Source organism: Achromobacter sp. Bel (genome assembly GCF_012928505.1).
Lineage (GTDB): Bacteria > Pseudomonadota > Gammaproteobacteria > Burkholderiales > Burkholderiaceae_B > Achromobacter.
Map to the genome: position 1 here is coordinate 12274 of NZ_JABBJN010000070.1, position 17028 is coordinate 29301.

16 protein-coding genes and 1 pseudogene are annotated in these 17028 nt (G+C 67.1%); 4 read left to right on the top strand and 13 right to left on the bottom strand.

Annotated elements, in window-relative coordinates:
* Nucleotides 1-33: 33 nt before the first annotated feature.
* A complete protein-coding gene (locus HG262_RS27660; RefSeq protein ID WP_169274059.1) occupies nt 34-2502 on the bottom strand; it encodes an MFS transporter in 2469 nt (822 codons plus the stop codon).
* Between the two features lie 109 nt (nt 2503-2611).
* Here HG262_RS27660 and HG262_RS27665 point away from each other — a divergent pair, with 109 nt between their 5' ends.
* The 4 genes from HG262_RS27665 to HG262_RS27680 all read left to right on the top strand — a co-directional run bounded on the left by HG262_RS27665 (nt 2612) and on the right by HG262_RS27680 (nt 7351).
* Complete coding sequence (locus tag HG262_RS27665; protein ID WP_169274074.1) at nt 2612-4615, top strand: SpoIIE family protein phosphatase; 2004 nt, start codon at nt 2612-2614, stop codon at nt 4613-4615.
* The gene (locus HG262_RS27670) at nt 4612-5796 is read left to right on the top strand and encodes an ABC transporter substrate binding protein (protein WP_169274060.1); all 1185 of its coding nucleotides are present in this window, start codon (nt 4612-4614) and stop codon (nt 5794-5796) included. The genes HG262_RS27665 and HG262_RS27670 overlap by 4 nt, the downstream gene beginning before the upstream one ends.
* 195 nt (nt 5797-5991) lie before the next feature.
* A complete protein-coding gene (locus HG262_RS27675; RefSeq protein WP_169274061.1) occupies nt 5992-6564 on the top strand; it encodes a hypothetical protein in 573 nt (190 codons plus the stop codon).
* 220 nt (nt 6565-6784) lie between these two features.
* Nucleotides 6785-7351, top strand: coding sequence for an RNA polymerase sigma factor (locus HG262_RS27680; protein WP_169274062.1), 567 nt, complete (start codon nt 6785-6787; stop codon nt 7349-7351).
* 38 nt (nt 7352-7389) lie between these two features.
* Here the strand turns inward: HG262_RS27680 and sctC are convergent, their stop codons facing one another.
* The 12 genes and pseudogenes from sctC to HG262_RS27740 form a co-directional block, all read right to left on the bottom strand.
* Nucleotides 7390-9309: a type III secretion system outer membrane ring subunit SctC gene (gene sctC / locus HG262_RS27685; RefSeq protein ID WP_169274075.1), complete on the bottom strand. Its 1920-nt coding sequence runs from the start codon at nt 9307-9309 to the stop codon at nt 7390-7392.
* A 47-nt stretch (nt 9310-9356) separates the two neighbouring features.
* Entirely contained in the window at nt 9357-9755 is a 399-nt protein-coding gene (locus HG262_RS27690; RefSeq protein WP_169274063.1) for a CesT family type III secretion system chaperone, read from the bottom strand.
* The gene (sctU, locus tag HG262_RS27695; RefSeq protein ID WP_169274064.1) at nt 9752-10810 is read right to left on the bottom strand and encodes a type III secretion system export apparatus subunit SctU; all 1059 of its coding nucleotides are present in this window, start codon (nt 10808-10810) and stop codon (nt 9752-9754) included. The genes HG262_RS27690 and sctU overlap by 4 nt, the downstream gene beginning before the upstream one ends.
* Nucleotides 10807-11607: a type III secretion system export apparatus subunit SctT gene (sctT, locus tag HG262_RS27700; RefSeq protein WP_169274065.1), complete on the bottom strand. Its 801-nt coding sequence runs from the start codon at nt 11605-11607 to the stop codon at nt 10807-10809. Before sctT ends, sctU begins: the two co-directional genes overlap by 4 nt.
* A gap of 12 nt (nt 11608-11619) precedes the next feature.
* Nucleotides 11620-11886, bottom strand: a complete 267-nt coding sequence (gene sctS / locus HG262_RS27705) for a type III secretion system export apparatus subunit SctS (RefSeq protein WP_169274066.1) — start codon at nt 11884-11886, stop codon at nt 11620-11622.
* A 7-nt stretch (nt 11887-11893) separates the two neighbouring features.
* Nucleotides 11894-12580 carry a type III secretion system export apparatus subunit SctR gene (sctR, locus tag HG262_RS27710; protein WP_169274067.1) on the bottom strand — a complete coding sequence of 229 codons (687 nt, stop codon included), beginning with the start codon at nt 12578-12580 and terminating at the stop codon, nt 11894-11896.
* Entirely contained in the window at nt 12577-13656 is a 1080-nt protein-coding gene (gene sctQ / locus HG262_RS27715) for a type III secretion system cytoplasmic ring protein SctQ (protein WP_169274068.1), read from the bottom strand. The genes sctR and sctQ overlap by 4 nt, the downstream gene beginning before the upstream one ends.
* Before the next feature lie 15 nt (nt 13657-13671).
* Nucleotides 13672-14244, bottom strand: coding sequence for a flagellar hook-length control protein FliK (locus HG262_RS27720; RefSeq protein WP_169274069.1), 573 nt, complete (start codon nt 14242-14244; stop codon nt 13672-13674).
* On the bottom strand, nt 14241-14747 hold the full coding sequence (locus HG262_RS27725) for a YscO family type III secretion system apparatus protein (protein ID WP_169274070.1): 507 nt from the start codon (nt 14745-14747) through the stop codon (nt 14241-14243). Before HG262_RS27725 ends, HG262_RS27720 begins: the two co-directional genes overlap by 4 nt.
* Nucleotides 14744-16075 carry a type III secretion system ATPase SctN gene (gene sctN, locus HG262_RS27730; protein WP_169274071.1) on the bottom strand — a complete coding sequence of 444 codons (1332 nt, stop codon included), beginning with the start codon at nt 16073-16075 and terminating at the stop codon, nt 14744-14746. The genes HG262_RS27725 and sctN overlap by 4 nt, the downstream gene beginning before the upstream one ends.
* Before the next feature lie 2 nt (nt 16076-16077).
* Nucleotides 16078-16716 carry an HrpE/YscL family type III secretion apparatus protein gene (locus HG262_RS27735; RefSeq protein ID WP_169274072.1) on the bottom strand — a complete coding sequence of 213 codons (639 nt, stop codon included), beginning with the start codon at nt 16714-16716 and terminating at the stop codon, nt 16078-16080.
* Nucleotides 16686-17028 (bottom strand): annotated as a pseudogene (locus HG262_RS27740) (hypothetical protein); the annotation flags it as partial. The pseudogene HG262_RS27740 and the gene HG262_RS27735, both read right to left, overlap by 31 nt.

Below are 17028 nucleotides of genomic sequence, written 5' to 3' on the forward strand. Positions count from 1 at the left end.
GACCATCCGCCGGCGCTGCCGGTCACGGAACCGTTATGCGGCGTCTTCGCGCGGCCGCGCCGGCGCGAACAGCAGGAACAGCATCGTGGCGCACAGGTAGATCACACCCGTCGCCGCCAGTCCGGCGCCCATTCCCGCCGCCCCGAACATGGCGCCCACGACCAGCGGCCCCGCCATCTGCCCCAGCTTGTCGGCCGCACGCATGACGCTGGTGGCCCCGGCCGCGCCATAACGCTGCACATCCGGCAGCGCCAGCATGTAGGGCGATTGCGATGCGCCCGAGAAGCAGCTGGCCAACGCCAGCAGCAACACGGCGGCGGCCGCCGCGAGCAGGCCGCTGTTGAAGTACAGGCCCAGCATGCCCACGCTGCCCACCAGACCGCCCAGCACGATCCATCCCTTCTTGATGCGGCTGCGGTCCACCAGGCGACCCATCAGCGGACCCAGGTAGATCACGCACAGGCCGTAGATCATCAGCACGCGGCCGATGCTGGACGCGGCCACGCCTTCGGCCTCCAGATACAGCGGCAGGGCGAACGACAACAGGCCCACCTGCGCGATCGAAAACGGAATGACGCTGCCCAGCAGCAGCAGGCCGAAGTCCCGCGTGAACAGCAGGCGCAGCGTGTCCGACAGATGCGCACGCGCACGCACCGCCGCCTGGCCCACCACCTGCCGGCCGGCATCCATGTAGGGTCGCATCAGGATCAGCACGCCGGCCAGCGGCAGAATCAACATGGCCGCGCCCACGCCGAACACCGCGCGGAAACCCACCTGTTCCATCAGCATCGCTCCCACTGCGGCGCCCGACAGGTGGCCCGCGAACAAGCCCGCGATCACGCCGGTCATGTTGCGGCCGCGATAGCGCGCGGGGCTGCGCGTGACGATGAATCCCTGCAGGCCCATCCAGGTCAGTCCGTATCCCAGGCCGACCAGCCCGCGCGCGGCGCTGAACATCAGCAGGTTGCCGGCGGCGGCGCACGCCAGCATGCCGGCGCACGACACGGCCAAGCCCGCCAGCACCGGCACTTGCCAGCCTTTGCGGTCGGTCAGCCGGCCCGCCAGCAGCGAGGTCAGCAGGCCGCACCCCATCTCCACGGAGATCGGCAGCGCCAGCAGCAGATTGGCGGGCAAGTCCAGGCCGGCCGAAGGCAAGCTGCGCGCATACAAGGGCAGAAAGCCCAGCGGCAGCGCCCACGCGAACAGGAAGCCGAACATCACGGGCCGCGCGATGCGGCCGATTTCGGATTCGTCGTCGGGCCCCATCCGCGTGCCGTCCGGCATCACGGCGCGCGCGGAGAATGCGCGGTTCATCAGCAACGCCAGCAACAACAGCATCTCGATCGCCGCCACCAGCGCCACCGCCACGACGGTCACCGCATCCAGCGCCCGGCCCCGCACGCCCGCCGCGATCACGGTGTCGGACAACCGCAGCACCAAATCGCCCTGCGCCTTCGGGTCGGGCCGCGCGGCCCCCAGCGGCAGCACCAGCGTCAAGTCGCCGGCCTGGGGGGCTTGCGCGGGCAACCCCGCGACGTCCATCGCGCCGCGCGCATCCGCGCGCGCCAGTACGCGGCCGTCGCGGTCGACCAGTTCAATCTGCGCCACGGCGGGAAACGTCGCGGCCAACCGCGAGAACGGCGCATCCACGCCGCGCAGGCGGTCCAAGGTCAAGCCATAGCCCAGCACACGGTTCAGGTCGCGCTGCAATCCTTCCGCCAGCAGGCCGACGTTATTGCGCGTGACTTCCAGCCAACCGCTGCGAAACGTCGAGATGGTGTAGGCCGCGTAAACGCCCTGCGCCAGCATCAAGGCCAGCAGTGGCACCACGAACCGGGCGCGGCCGCCGGCCGCCAGCGACGTCAGCGGAACCAGGTATTTGAAGACGGCTGCCAGCCCCAGGCCGACCAGCACCGTCACTGTCAGCAGCACTTGCAGGTTGTCGACGATGAGCCTGCGGCTGGCTTCACCATCCTTGGCCACGGCCAGTACAACGGCGCCCGCCACCTTGCCGCCCGCGACGGTCAACGGCACGGCTACGGTGACGTTGCCGTCCGCCACGGCCATCAAGGCGCCGGACGCGCGCCGCGAAAAACCCGCTGTTCGGCTACCGCCCGCCTCCAGATCGCGCGCCAGCGTGGCCGCGTCGGCGGGCACGTCGCCCTGCGATGCCAGGCGCTGCCCGTCGGCCAGCAGTACCGCCGCGCCGCGCAGGTCGCGCGACCCCGACACGCTGTCGCGCAGGTTTTCGCTCAAGCCGAAGTACTGTTCCAGCGGCTTGCCCAGGCGCAGCCCGTTTTCGATGTTTCCGGCCACGCGCCGCGCAATGACTTCCACCCGATCGGCGGTGGTGTCCACCACCAGCCGATTCAGCGCGGACAAGCTCAGCGCGCCGATCAACGCCTGCGCCAGCAGCAGCACAGCCAAGCAAGCCAGCGTGACTTCCAGGACGGGGCGGCGTCTCAGGCTCTCCAGCACTATTTGTATCGGTTCGCTACGCATGGGGCCAGAACACCGCAAAGTATTTACACACGGGCACTAATGGTATTTACAATTAATGCAAATTGCATCTTATTTCACGCCTTCATCGTCCCAGCCGCCCATCGCCCCCATGCCGTTCCGTTCGCTACGTAGCAAGATTTTTCTACTCGTCGTAGCGCTTCTCCTGGCGGTGGCCGCGTTCGTGATGCTGACGTCGCAACACAACGTCACGCGCACTGTGATGAACAGCGAACGCCACGCGGTCAGCAACGTCATGGAACTGGTGCTGCGCGACGCCGAAGCCCGTTGGGGCGCGCTGCTGTCGGACAAGATTTCCACCGTGCGCAATGGCCGTCGCCAATTGATGCAGACCGGCACGGTCGTGGGTTCGGCGCTGAATGCCTACGCCGACCTGGCCGAGCGCGGCATCATGACGCCCGGCGCCGCCAAAGGCATGGCGCGGGCCTGGATCAATCGGTTGAATCTGGGCGACCGGCGTTACGCCTTCGTCTACGACGCCGACTTCCAGGTGCTGGCCAGCGGCAACCCGGACATGATCGACCGCGACCTGTCCGGGCTTTCCGATTTCAAGAACCGCCCACTTGCGCAAGCGCTGTACGACGAGAGCCGCACGTCCGGCTATGGCTTCGCCATCTATCGCTGGCCGCCTTCGGCGCAGCGCGAAGACAGCGAAACGCGCTATGCGTATTTTGGCTATTTCCGTCCCTGGAACTGGGTATTCGCCATCACCGACAGCGCGCAGGACGTCATCGAGCAGATGCAGACGCGCCGCGAACAGATGGAACATTCCGTGCGCGCCACGCTGTCGAAGATGACGTTGGCCCAGTCCGGCTTCATCTTCATCGCCGGCGACGACGGCCGCATGATCGTGCCGCTGCCGGAACACCAGGCCAGCCTGCTGGACGCCAAGAACCCGCAAGGCGAGACGCTGCGCGCCCTGCTGGCCAGGCAGGACGCGGGCGGCAAGCTGCAAAGCCTGTTGTTCAACGGCGGCGGCGGCCCCTGGCAGATCGACAGCGCGCGCTTTGCCGCGCTGGGCTGGACGTTGGTGGCGGCGGTGCCGGAAAGCGACCTGACCGCGCCCGCGCAGGAACTGCTGAACCGCCAGGCGCTGATTTTCGTGGGCATGATGCTGGTGGCGCTGGTCTGCGCCTGGCTGGTGGCAGCGCGCATCGTCCGGCCGCTGGAAACACTGACGCACTATGCGCGCCAGTTGCCCGAGCAGGACCTGACGGCCGCTCCCAGCGTGCCCGCGCGCATCAAGGCGCTGCCCGACAAGCACAAGGACGAAGTGGGCCGGCTGGCCGCGTCGTTCCTGTTCATGGACCAGAAGCTGCGCGAGAACATCGCGCGCCTGATGCGCGAGACCACCGCCCGCGAACGCTTCGAAAGCGAACTCAACATCGCCCGCGCGATCCAGCTGGGACTGCTGCCCGTGCCGCTATCCGCCAGCACGCGCGAGCAGGTGGATCTGGCCGCCGTGATGCTGCCGGCGAAAGAAGTGGGCGGCGACCTGTACGACTATTTCACCTTGCCCGACGGCCGCCTGTGCCTGGCAATTGGCGACGTGTCCGACAAGGGCGTGCCCGCCGCCCTGTTCATGGCAGTCACCCGCACGCTGATCCGTGCCACCGCCGAAGACGAGATGGACCCGGCGCTGATGATGCAGAAGATCAACAACCGCCTGTCGGAAAACAACCCCAACATGATGTTCGTGACGCTGCTGGTCGGCGTGCTGGACATGACGACGGGTGAACTGCAATGGGCGAATGCCGGCCATCTGCCGCCCGCGGTCATCGGCGCGGACGGCGTGGTGCGGCTGCTGCAGGGCCGCAGCGGACCGGCCTGCGGCGTGCAGGAAGACCTGGAGTACCGCTGCCTTTCCACGGTGCTGGCGCCGGGTGAAATGCTGGTGGGCTACACCGACGGCGTCACCGAAGCCGTCAATCCGAACAATGCCCAGTATGGCGACCCCCGCCTCTTGGCCGTGCTGTCCAACCCCCCCGTCCCCTCGGCCAACCTGGCCAAGCGTCTGCTTGAAGACGTGCAGGCCTTCGCCGACGGCGCGGAGCAATCCGATGACATCACATTGATTGTGATCCGCCGCCCATGAAGAAAACGCTGCACTCCTTTCTGCTGTCGCTGACCCTGCTGGCGCCCCTCCTGTCGGCGCCTTCCGCAAGCCACGCCCAGCCGGCGGTGGCAGGCGCCGCCGCGGCCACCCCGCAAGTATTCCCAACCAAGCCCGTCACCCGCCCGGACGGCAAGAAATGGCGCATCGGCTATTTCGAAAGCGGCGACTACAGCGAATATCCGCGCACGCTGCGCGTGACCGTGGACGGCCTGCAAAAGCTGGGCTGGATCACATTGCCGCCGATGCCCGATGGGTTGAACGGCCAGCAGATGTGGGAATTCCTTGCCGACAACGCGCGCAGCGATACGCTGGAGTTCGTTCGCGACGCCTGGTGGCGGCCCGGCAATTTCGACGCCGCGCAACGGCCCGTCGTGCGCGAAGCCATCAAGGACCGGCTGGCCACCCGGAAAGACATCGACCTGATCATCGCCATGGGCACCTGGGCCGGCCAGGACATGGCGGGCATGGGCGCGCCCGTGCCGACGATCGTGGCCTCCACCAGCGATGCCGTCGGCGCGCGCATCACCAGATCCGCGCAAGACAGCGGTCTGGACAACCTGCACGCGCGGGTCCAGCCCGAACGCTATCAGCGCCAGGTGCGGCTGTTCCACGAGATCGTGCCGTTCAAGCGGCTGGGGCTGGTCTACGAGGACAGCCCCGAAGGTCGCACCTATAGCGCGGTGGAGGCGGTGGAACAAGTGGCGCGCGAACAGGGCTTCGAGGTGGTGACCTGTAACGCCCCGTCCAACGGCATCGCCCCGGAAGCCGCCACGCGCAATGCGATGGAATGCTATGCGCGGCTGGCCAAGCAGGTGGACGCCGCCTACGTGACAGTGCACCGCGGCATCACGCCCGCGTCGGTCGACACGCTGGCCGAAATCTTGCGCCAGGCCCGCGTGCCCAGCTTTTCAATGCTGGGCTCCGAGGAGGTCAAGCACGGCTTGCTGCTGAGCCTGGCCCAGGCGGACTACTCGTATGTCGGGTTGTTCTACGCCGAGACCATGGCGCGGATTTTCAACGGCGCCAAACCGCGTGAACTGAGCCAGGTGTGGATCGATCCCGCCAAGATCGCGCTGAACCTGGAAACCGCGCGCGTCATCGGGTTCGATCCGCCCGTGGACATCCTGCTGGCGGCCGACGAGGTCTATGAAACCCAATAAGGGCCGACGTCCGCGGGCAATGGCATAAAATGGCGGCTGTGCCCCGGTAGCGGGCGTCCCCTGGGGCCACCTTGGGCACGCCCGGAACGGGGATGAAACAAGCGTGGAACTAATCGCCGGGTCGCGTTACTTACGCACAGGGGCTGTCAGACCTCCCACGGGCCCGATATCGGACACGCCGAATTTGTTGGCTGCATGACTATTTCATCGGTTACCCCATCGTCGCCTTTTATCTCTCTGGACGCCTTCGCGAAGGCGGCCGAGAGCGGTCAGGACGTTTACGTCGAGATCGCGGGCGAACAATTGCAAGTCCTCGGAATGGGCACGACGCCCAGCGGCCGCAGTGTCGCGTGGGTGGCACCGAATGTCGATACGACCGCCATGTTCACCGAGGCGCTGGCGCGCAATTACGGCCAGGGCATCGCCAGTGCGGTCTCGCGCGAACTGGGCCTCGAACCCAACCCCGGCAAGCCTCTGTCGGCGCGCGCGGTCGCCACCGCCATCGATATGGCGGAGACTTCCAGCCATGCCCTGTCGGGCGTGGACTTCCTGACCCGCCTGGCCACCTCGGCCGTCACCGGCGCCCCCGCCTTCCAGCAAGCCTGCGCCGACGCGGGCATTGCGCCGTCCAGCATGGACGCCAACCGCCGCGCCGCGATCGACCAGGCCATGCAGGCCCGCTTCGATGACGCCGCCCAGGCCGGGCAAAGCCCGATCGCCCTGGGCACGGCGGCGTCCTGGCTGCGCGATCTGCTTAAAGCGGGTTGATTTCCGCCACGCGGAATATTCAGCACGCTATTTACGTGTTTTTACATATCTGACAAAGAAACGCGAACTTTTGAGCTGATATTCCCATTTTGGAAATATCGTGACACGGTTAAGCTGCGATAATCCAAAGCTCGGTAGTAACTTGTAGCTTAATACACGTTTCTTTTCCCTTCCCATGACAAACCCCAGCGATTGCACGACTGCTTCCCCGGAAGCGGACATGCCGCCTCTTCGCGCTGACGGCGAAGCGCGGGGTTGGGACACGGGCGACGAGTATCTGCTGCGCGACCTGGTGCGCGAGCACTCCACCCGGCTGCAACGCTTCATCGTCAAGCACATCGGCAACACCAGCGAGGCCGAAGACCTGGCGCAGCAGGCGTTTGTGGAAGCGGCGCGTTCCTATGGAAGCTTCCGCGGTGAATCCCAGCTATCGTCCTGGCTGTACGGCATTGCGCTGAACCTGGTCCGCAACTATCTGTCCCGCGCTCCCGAGCGCCGCCACGATTTCGTCAGCGACAGCGTGCTGGAAGACCATCCGTCCGCCGACCTGTCCCCCGAGCGGATCGTGGAGCAGAACCAGATGATGGCGCTGCTGCAGGAGTCGCTGGACGAACTGCCGGAAAACATGCGCGACATCCTGTTGATGGTGGGGCTGGACGACATCTCCTACGAAGAAGCCGCCGCGCTGCTGACCGTGCCGATCGGCACGGTGCGCAGCCGCCTGTCCCGCGCGCGCACCGCCCTGCGCGAAAAAATGGCCCAGAAGGGTCTGCGCCTGGACGATTGAGCCGCGGCGGACCTTCCCGCCGCAAGCCCCCCTTCGCCTCAAGGCGCCCTACCCGTCCCGGGCGCCGCCACCGGCTCGATCTGGATGACCGGCCCCTGCGTCGCGCTGGACTTGCCCTGCAACACCGGCACGGCCGTCGCGCCCTGCGCGGGCATGTGCTGCATCCAATCCGATACGCGCACCGGACCGCCGCCGCGGCGCATGTCCACATTGGGTCCGAATTGGATCCGGGTGCGCTGGCTTTGCGCCAGGTCCAGGTACTGGCCGGCCGACATCGGCGTGTCCTCGCCCCAGGTCGCGTTCAACGCCGCACCGGCGACAGCGTCTCGATCCCTTGCGCCGGGCCCGGCCACGACTTCGCCGTTGATCGCCACCACGCGCGGCCGGATCAAGAACAGACGTTCGCGCCGCTGCACCGTCTTGGACTTGTTCGAGAACAGGATGCCCAGGCCCGGGATGTCTCCCAGGAACGGCACCTTGTCCACCTGCTCCGAATTCTGGCTGCTGTTGTAGCCCCCGATCAGCAGCGTCTGGTCGTCGCCCACCACCGCCAGCGTGCTGATGTTGCTCTTGCGCACGGTAGGCAGGTTGTCGATCTGGCGTTCTTCCTGGATGCGGCCGTCTTCGATATCCACGGTCAGCTCGACGCGCGCGCCGTCCTTGGACTCGATATGGCGCGGCGTCACCCGCAGCGACGTGCCCACTGTCACAGGCGTGACCGTCGCCACGCGTTCGCCGCGCGTCTGGATATAGAAGGTATCGGACAGGTCGATCATCGCGCCCAGGTTGTCGGCCGTCAGGATCGACGGCTGCGACAGGATGTTGGCCTGCCCCTTGGTCTGCAATGCCCGCAACCTTGCCACCAGGTTGGTGCCGACACTGACGCCGATCGTGCCCGGCGACAACGCGGCGCCGCTTTCCAAAGGCAGGCCGCCGCTGGGGCCGAGGGCCAGGTTGCCGTAGCCGAAACTGGTGGAGCCCGCGCGTGCGCCCCAGGTCACGCCCAGCTCGTTCACAAGATCCGAGTTCACGTCGACGATCATCGCTTCGATCTCGACCAGCGTGCTCGGCAGGTCCAGTTGTTCGATCAGGCTGCGGTAGATTGGAATACGGTCGGGGATGTCCTGGACGATGATCGCGTTCAAGCGCGCGTCGGCCTGCACCGTCGGTTCGCGCAGGCGCAGCCCTTGCTTGCCGGCGGGCGCGGCGGCCGGCGGGCTGCCCGTGCCGGCAGCCGGGACGCCGCCGCCGGCCACGTCCCCGGTCACCTGCGGGAACGCCGGTGGGTTGTCGCGCAACGGCGCGGCAATCGCCGACAACGTTTCATTGTTGTTGCCGCCGCCGCCGCCCGTGATCAGATTCCGCAACACGGTCGACAGGCCGGGCGTCACTACCTTCTGGTCGCGGTAGCTGATCGTACGGTCATTGACGGACGCATGCTTCAGGCGGAACACCGCCACCTGCTGGCCGCCCGCCCCCATCGGCAACGCGGCCACGGTGCGCTCCACCAGGTCCACATACCCCGGCGGCCCGGACACCAGCGCGATGCCCTGGTCGGGCAGCTCACCCCAGCCGAAGCGCGGGTCCAGGATGCCCAGCTGCTGCAAGGCCTGGCGCAAGGCGCTGATCGAACTGCCCATGGCGCTGACCGAACGCGTCTTCATGTCGTTCGTGCGGCTGACGAACAGCGTGCCCGCATACACGAACCAGTTGAACCCGTAGACGCCGCCCAGCCGGTCCATGAACTCGGTCGGCGTGTTGGCGTTGAACTTCCCGTTCACGGTGCCCGTGACGTTCGGCCCCAGTTGCAGGGACAGGCTGAAACCGCTGGCGAACTCGCGCAGCAGGGTCTGCAGGCTCTCTTCGCGGGCGTAATAGCTGTAAGGCACATTCGGCCAATTGGGCGCGGCCTGCGTCGCCCCGGCCAGGCCCAGCGACAAGGCGGTCGCCAGAATCATCCGCTTCAACACACATTCTCCTCGGGTAGGGTTCCCGGAAATCCTGCTCATGCCAGCCGCCGCACTGCGCCGGCCCAAAAAGAAAGCGCATTGGCGAATTCGCCCACGGCTTCGTCCAACGACTGCGCGCCGCCATCCGGCGCGAGCGTCTGCTGCAGCCAGAGCGCTCGGCCCTGCGGATCCACGACGCAGGCCGCCTTGTGGCGGCTCAGCATCCCGGCCGACAGGCGCCCGACCTCCCGCACCAGCGCATCGCGGCCGGCGCCTGCCGCGGGCAGCGCACACAAGCGCGCCGTCATCGCCAGCCAGCCCTGCGGTGCAGGCTGCAGATGTACGCGATAGACCTCATCGATAACGATCGTCATCCGGCCGGCGGCACTTGCCGGCGCCGGCAGGCCGTGCCGGCCGGCGTAATCGGCGATCAAGGCGTGCGGACTGGAATTCATGATTGCGACTCCGGATTCGCGGCCATCTTGCGCACCAGCCGCAGGACTTCCGCGACCGGTTCGATAAGCTCGCTGGGAATGAATTGCTCGACTTGCGCGGCCGCCATCAGCGACCGGGCTAACGGGATGTTCTGCATCACGGGCACCCCGGCTTCACGAGCCGCCCGCATCATCTGCTCGGCCAGCGCCCCTTCGCCTTTGGCCAGCACCACTGGCAGCGGCGTCTCGTCGGGGTCGTAGAACACCGCGATCGCCAGGTGGGTCGGGTTGGTGATCAGCACCGACGCCCGCCGCGTATTCTCCACCGCGCCGTGCATCACCATCTCCTGGTGCAGATGCTTGCGCATGTGCTTGATGTGGGGGTCGCCCTCCATCTCCTTGAATTCCTGCTTGATGTCTTCCTTGCTCATCATCAGCCCCTTGCGATACTGCATGCGCTGCCAGACGAAATCGGCCAGCGAGATGACGACATACGCGAACGCGATGTTCACCACCAGCGTGCGCATCATGCCGCCCACGCCGGCCTCGAGCCCCGCCAGGCCGCTATGCGGCACCGCCATCAGCGCCGGTAGCGCATCGCGCACCACCAGCACGACCAGCACGGTGAGGAACGCGATCTTGATGACGGACTTCAACAGTTCAACCAGGTTCTTCTTGGCGAACATGTTCTTCAGGTTCTCCATGACGTTGAGCTTCTTGCCCGACGGCTTGAGCTTTTCGAACGCCAGCACCACGCCTACCTGCAGGAACTCTGCGAACAAGCCGACGATCAGCACGATCAGCACGAACGGCAGCACCAGGTGCACCCCCTCGCGCAGCGCCGCGTCCAGCGCCAGCGGCAGCGCCCGTTCGAATGGCAGCGCCACCAGCGTGGACGGGATCAAGATCAGCCGGCCGAGCGCTTCGGCGATGCCGTGCGCGTTGCCCAGCATGTAGCCGAACAGGGCCAGCACCAGCAGCGTCTGCGTGAAGTCCTTGCTGTGCGCAACGTCACCCTTCTGGCGGGCTTCGCGCAGCTTCTTGCTAGTCGGCTGTTCGGTCTTTTCGCCGCTCATGGCGCCCGCCACTGGTTGTCCAGGAACGGCACCGCCGACCGGATGTGGCCGGTGGCGTCCCCCGCGTATTCGAACAGCGTGCTCATGTAGAGCACCAGCACCAGCAAGGCCAGCGCGCTTTTGACCGGCATGGCCAGGAAAAAGACCTGCAGCTGCGGAGCGAAGCGGCTGACCAGCGCCAGGCCCACCTCGGCCAGGAACATGGCCACGATCGCGGGCGCCGCGAACAGCAGGGTCAGGCGCAGCATCCGGCCCAGCTGGTCCAGCATCAGCGGCACACTCTCCGCGCGCAAGGTGGGCGTCCAGTCCCACAAGTCCCACAGCCGGAAGCTGTCGTACAGCATCGTCAGCATCAGCATGAAGCCGCCGCCCACCAGGAAGAACACCATGTAGGCCTGGTTGAACAGGATCCCCAGCGGCGACGAGTCGTTGCCTGTGGCCGGGTTGAGCGTGGCGCCCAGGCTGGCGCCGCGCTGGTTGTCCACCACGAAGCCTACGGCCTCGAAGATCCAGAACGGGATGGCCACCAGAAACCCCATGACCATGCCGATGAAAACCTCTTTGACCACCAGCAGCACAACGTCGATGACGCCCAGGTCCATCACGGCGTAGCGCGGCGCCAGCGCCGGCACCAGGATGATGCCGATGGCAGCGCCCAGGGCGTAGCGCAGCATGCCGGGCAGCAGCTGGCGGCTGAACAGCGGCAGCATCACGCACAGCGCCAGGATCCGGGGCTGCGTCAACGCCAGCGTGCCCAGGAATACCTTTGCTTCAACGTAAGTGATGCCGGAGATCATCGATGTCCGCGCCTAGTGGATTTTGTAGAAGAGGTCGAACACGGAAATCGTGAAGTTATAGAGTTCGGCGCTGAGCCAGCGCGCCGTCAGCAGGATGGTGACGAACACGGCGATCAGCTTCACCGCGAACGACAGCGTCTGCTCCTGGATCTGGGTCAGCGCCTGGAACAGCGAGAACAAGGTGCCGACGATGGCAGCCACCGCGATCGGCGGCAAGGACAGCCACAGCACCAGGTACAGCGCCTGGGTCATGTAAGAGACGAGGTCTACGGTTCCCATGGCGCGCTCAGCTGTAGGACAAGACCAGGCCCTGGATCAACCGCGTCCAGCCGTCGACCATCACGAACAGGAACAGCTTCAGGGGCATCGAGATCGTAATCGGCGACACCATCATCATCCCCATCGCCAGCAGGATATTCGAGACGATCAGGTCGATGATGACGAACGGCAGGTAGAGCAGGAAACCGATCTGGAACGCTGCCGTCAGCTCCGACACCAGGAAGGACGGGATCAGCACCAGCAGGTCGTCCTGCTTGAGGTTGCGGGCCTGCTGCTCGCCCCACAGCCCCCGCGCGGTACGCACGAAGAAGTCGCGCTGTTCGGGCTTGCTGTTTTTCAACATGAAGGCGCGCATCGGCTCGGCGCCGCGCGCGACGGCGTCCAGGATGCTGTTCAGGCGGTCCGGCGCGGGCGCGGCGGACGGTCCCGACGCCGGCGCCTCCACCGCCGCGGGCACCGCGCGCAGCTCGTCCCCGATCTGCATGACGACCGGGCCCATCACGTAGGCGGACAGGATCAGCGCCAGGCCGTACAGCGCGATGTTGGGCGGCACCTGTTGAACGCCCAGGGCATTGCGCACCAGCGTCAGCACCACGGCGATCTTCAGGAAGGACGTGGTCATCACGGCGGCCAGCGGCACCAACGCCAATAACGCCAGCACCACCGCCAGACTGATCGGATCCGCGCCGTTCATGCGCCCGCCTTGCCCAGGCGCGTCAGCGTCACGCCGACGCGGCCGTCTATCTCGACCAGTTCTCCGGCGCCGACGAAGGCACCGTTGGCGCGCACGATGACCGGCCCCTCGGCCAGCGGCCGCTCCAGGTCAAAGGTCTCGCCAGGCTGCAGGCGGCGCAGGTCGCCAAGGGTGAATTGGCGTTCGCCCAGCTCGAACGTCAGGCGCACGGGGATGGCATCGATGTCCAGTGGCGCTTGCGCGTCCGGTCCCGCGTCCGCCGAAGGTTGAGGCGTCTCGGTCATAAGGGGTTTCCAGCTTTGAGTGATGAGGTACGACGCGTTTTCCTGGCGCACACGCAGGCCCTGGCCGCCAGCGGCCAGGCACAGTTCGCCATCGGGCGACACCAGGTAGTGGTCCAGGAAGATGGTGTCGCGCGGCTGCAGGGCGGCCAGTTCGGTGGCGGGCAGGTCCGTCCAGCCCAGCCTGGCCGCGACGCGCACCGGCACCGCGTCGGTGTCGATGTCGTTGACGGCCGGCTCGGCCTGGCTGACCAGGCCGGCCAGCAGCATCAGGCCCAGGCCGTCCGACTCCAGGCTGGCGAACACGGTACCGCCGGTGGCCGGATGGCGGGCGGCAATTGTCCACGCCTGCGGCAACGGCGCGGCCGGCGCGTCGCGGGACACGATGTGCGCGGGCCCGCCGGGCGACGCATCGGCCAGGCCGGCCATGACTTCGGCCAGCAAGGTCTCGATGGCGGTCGCGATCAGCGGCGCGGGCACCTCGCCGGCATCCAGGCCCGGCAGGCGCGCGGCCAGCCAGGCGTGCACCGCCGAGGCGGGCAGGCCCAGCCGCAACCGAGCGCCGGCCCATTCGATATCCGCAGTCAGGCTGGCCGACTGGCGCAGCGCGTCCGGCACGCCTGGCGTGAACCCGATCCGCCAATCCGAGGGTTCGGCGTCGGCGCCTGCCAGCGGCGCCAGGGTCACGCGCAAGTCGGCGCCATGGCGCGCAATCAACGAACGGGCGCGGGCTTCGTTGCCCGACAAGCGCGGCAACGGCAAAGAGAACAATGGGGAAGGCGGTGAGGCTGTCATCGGATGCAAGGGTGGTCAGCGGCCCGGCGCCGAAGCGTCGGTTTCCGCCAAGCAGGGATCTTCGGGGTCGTCGGTGCTGACGCGCACCCGGGTCGGTTGGCCAAGGCTGCCGGCCAACTGCGTCGCAAGGTCTGGCGCCATGGCGCACAGCCGTTCTCTGGAGCGTTCGTTGGCGCAGACGAAGTCGGCCACGACGCGGCCGCCCTCTTCATAGACCGACACGCCGACACCCGGCAACACGTCGTCTTTCAATTCCACGCGCACCTGGCGCCGGCCCTGGCTGCCGTCGGCCACCATCAGCCGTCCGGCGCTTTCGGACAACGCTTCGGCCAGCGCGCCGGCGTCGCGGGCGGCTTCACCCTGACCCTCCGGGCCCGCATTCCTGGCCGCGCCGAACAGCGAAAACGGCGAGGGCGTGGCGGGCGCTCCGGGCTTGGCGTCGTCCTGGCCTCCGGACAGGGCCTGTTCGAACGCCTGCCGGTCCGCGTCGCTGGCCTGCCGCCCAGCCGCATGGCCGTCGGACTGGGCCAGCGAGCCCGTGTTCTGAGGGATGGCCGTTTCCAGGCCGATGCGTCGGTCGATGCTCATGCCGGCTCGAACTCCTCGTGCTGCTCCCAATCCTCGCGGTCGCGGACCACCGACGCAGCCTCTTCCATTTCCTGGTCTTCCTTGCGTTCAAGCGTTTTCAGGTGCTCGTCCAGATGCAGGCTGGCCAGCTCGACGAACTTGCCGGTCAGGCGCACGGCCTGCTGGTGCTGTTGGCGGCTGGCGGCCAGCGCCACGCTTTCCTGCTGCAACTGCTGGGCAGCCGCCTCCACCGCCTGTTCACGGCGACGCTCGGCCTCGCGCAGGCCCGCCACGCCCAGCAACACGTCTTCGATGTCGCGCACGCGCACCACCCGGCTGCACAGGTCGTCGTACATCGCCGATTCGCGCCGCTGAGCCGAATCGCGGAACGAGGCCAGCGCCGTTGCGGCGTCGCGCCATTGCGCATCCGCCTGCGAATGACGCAAGCGCTGGCGCGATACAGCGATCTCGGCCTGGCCTTCGCGGAAGCGCTTGATGGCCAGCAGTTCGTCGAACACGCTCATTGCGTCCCCACGATTTCCGCCATGCGGGCAAGCGCCTCGGCAAGCGTGGCGCGCTCGTCCGTGCGCTGGCGCAGGAACTGGTTGATGGCGCCGATCTTGTCGATGGCCTCGTCCGTGACGGCGTCGCCGCCGCGCTTGTATTCGCCGATCTTCACCAGCAGGTCCACTTCCTGGTACTTGGCCATCAGCTCGCGCAAGCGGCCGGCCATGCGTTTGTGCTCCGGCGAAATGACGGCGTTCATCACGCGGCTGGCGGACGCCAGCACATCGATCGCCGGGTAGTGATTGGACGCCCCCAGCTTGCGGGACAGCACGATGTGGCCGTCCAGGATGGAACGGGTCTCGTCCGCGATCGGCTCCGTCATGTCGTCGCCTTCCACCAGCACGGTGTACAGCGCGGTAATGGAGCCGCGTTCGTTCATGCCCGCGCGCTCCATCAGCTTGGGCAAGGTGGCAAACACCGAAGGCGGATAGCCGCGGCGCGTGGGCGGTTCGCCGGCCGCCAGGCCGATCTCGCGCTGGGCCCGCGCAAAGCGGGTCACCGAATCCATCAGGAACAGCACGCGCTTGCCCTGGTCGCGGAAGTACTCCGCGATCGCCGTGGCCACGTAGGCCGCCTTGGCGCGCTCCATGGAGGATTTGTCGCTGGTCGCGCAAACGATGACGCTCTTGCGCCGCCCCTCGCGGCCTAATTCGTGTTCCAGGAATTCCCGCACTTCGCGGCCGCGCTCGCCGATCAGCGCCACCACGGTCACGTCCACGTCGGCGCCCTTGACCAGCATGCCCATCAATGTCGACTTGCCGCCCCCAGCGGCCGCGAAGATGCCCATGCGCTGGCCTTCGCCGCACGTCAGCACGCCATCCAGCGCCCGCACGCCCAGCTCCAACGGCTCAGAGATGATGCGGCGCTTGAGCGGATCCGGCGCCTCGGCAAACACGGGATAGAACTTGCTGGCCTCCAGAGGCCCCAGTTCGGCTTCGTCCAGCGGTCGGCCCAGGCCGTCCAGCACCCGGCCCAGCAGGCCCGGCCCGACCGGCACCATATGAGCGCGGCCGGTGGGGATAACTTCCGTGGCCGTCGAAATGCCGTACATGTCGCCGATCGGTGTCAGCAGCGCGGCGTCGCGCGCAAAACCCACGACTTCGCCCTTCATCTCGAAGTCTTCGCCGGGGTTACGCAGGATGCACACTTCGCCCACCTTCACGGTCGGCACCACCGCCTTGATGATCGTGCCGATCACCTGCGTGACGCGCCCCTTGATGCGCAAGGTGGGCGTGTCCTGCAGTGCAAGCCCCATCATCTCGGCGATGTAGTCGAACTGGCGCATGGTCAGATCCGGCTGCCCAGCGTGCGCTCGAACGCTTGCCGCAAGGCCTGCATCTGGCCTTCCAGGCTGGCCTCCACCATCCCGATCTCGCTTTCCAGGATGCAGGCGCCCCGGGCCAGCCGGCCATCGGCCAGGATGTCCAGATAGCCCACGCCCGGATAGGCGGCCAAGAGGTCGTTGATCTGCTCGCGCACGACCTCGACTTCGGCCGGGTTCAGGCGCAGGGTCATCTGCTTCTGGTTGCGTACCACGGCCAGCGCATTACGCACCACGACCATGACTTTTTCGCGGTCGTCGAAACCGTCCACGACCTTGCGCACCGCCGTCATCACAAGCTCGACCATCTCGTTTTCCACGCCGGCGAAATACTCGACCGTGCGGCCGACGGTTTCGATCATCTTTTCGGCCTGGTCCAGCAGCGCCGCTTCGCGTCCTTCGTCGTAACCACGCTGGCTCTGCGCGTCGAACGCGGCTTGCGCGCCGCTCATGATGGCGTCGGCCTGCACCCGCGCCTGGGCCAGCAGCGTCTGGGCCTCCGCCCACGCGGCATGGTCCGCGCCGCGCAAGACGCGGACGGCGGGGTCGATGCGGCCGCCTGCGGCGCGAGGCGTCAGCGGATCGCGGGGAAGGAGGAATGCCATAGGGGATCCGTGTTCTTCAATATTGACAGGCCCAGCGACAGGGCTTCGGCGGGAGGCAGCGGAAAATCCGCCGCGGGCAGGTCGGGCAATTTCAATTGGGCGCGCAGGGTAAGCTCGGGTCCCGCGCCACTGAATGCGGCCACCATCGCGCCATGGCCCAGCGTGTCGACGGCGGCCGCCGTTTCACTCACGGACCAGTTGGCGCTGTCCGCGATGCCGCCATGCAGCGCCGCCGCGCCACGGCGCGTGAAGTCCAGCAAGTCCGCGCCCAGCGCGGCCATCAAGGCGCGCACCTCGTCGCCCGCGATGGCG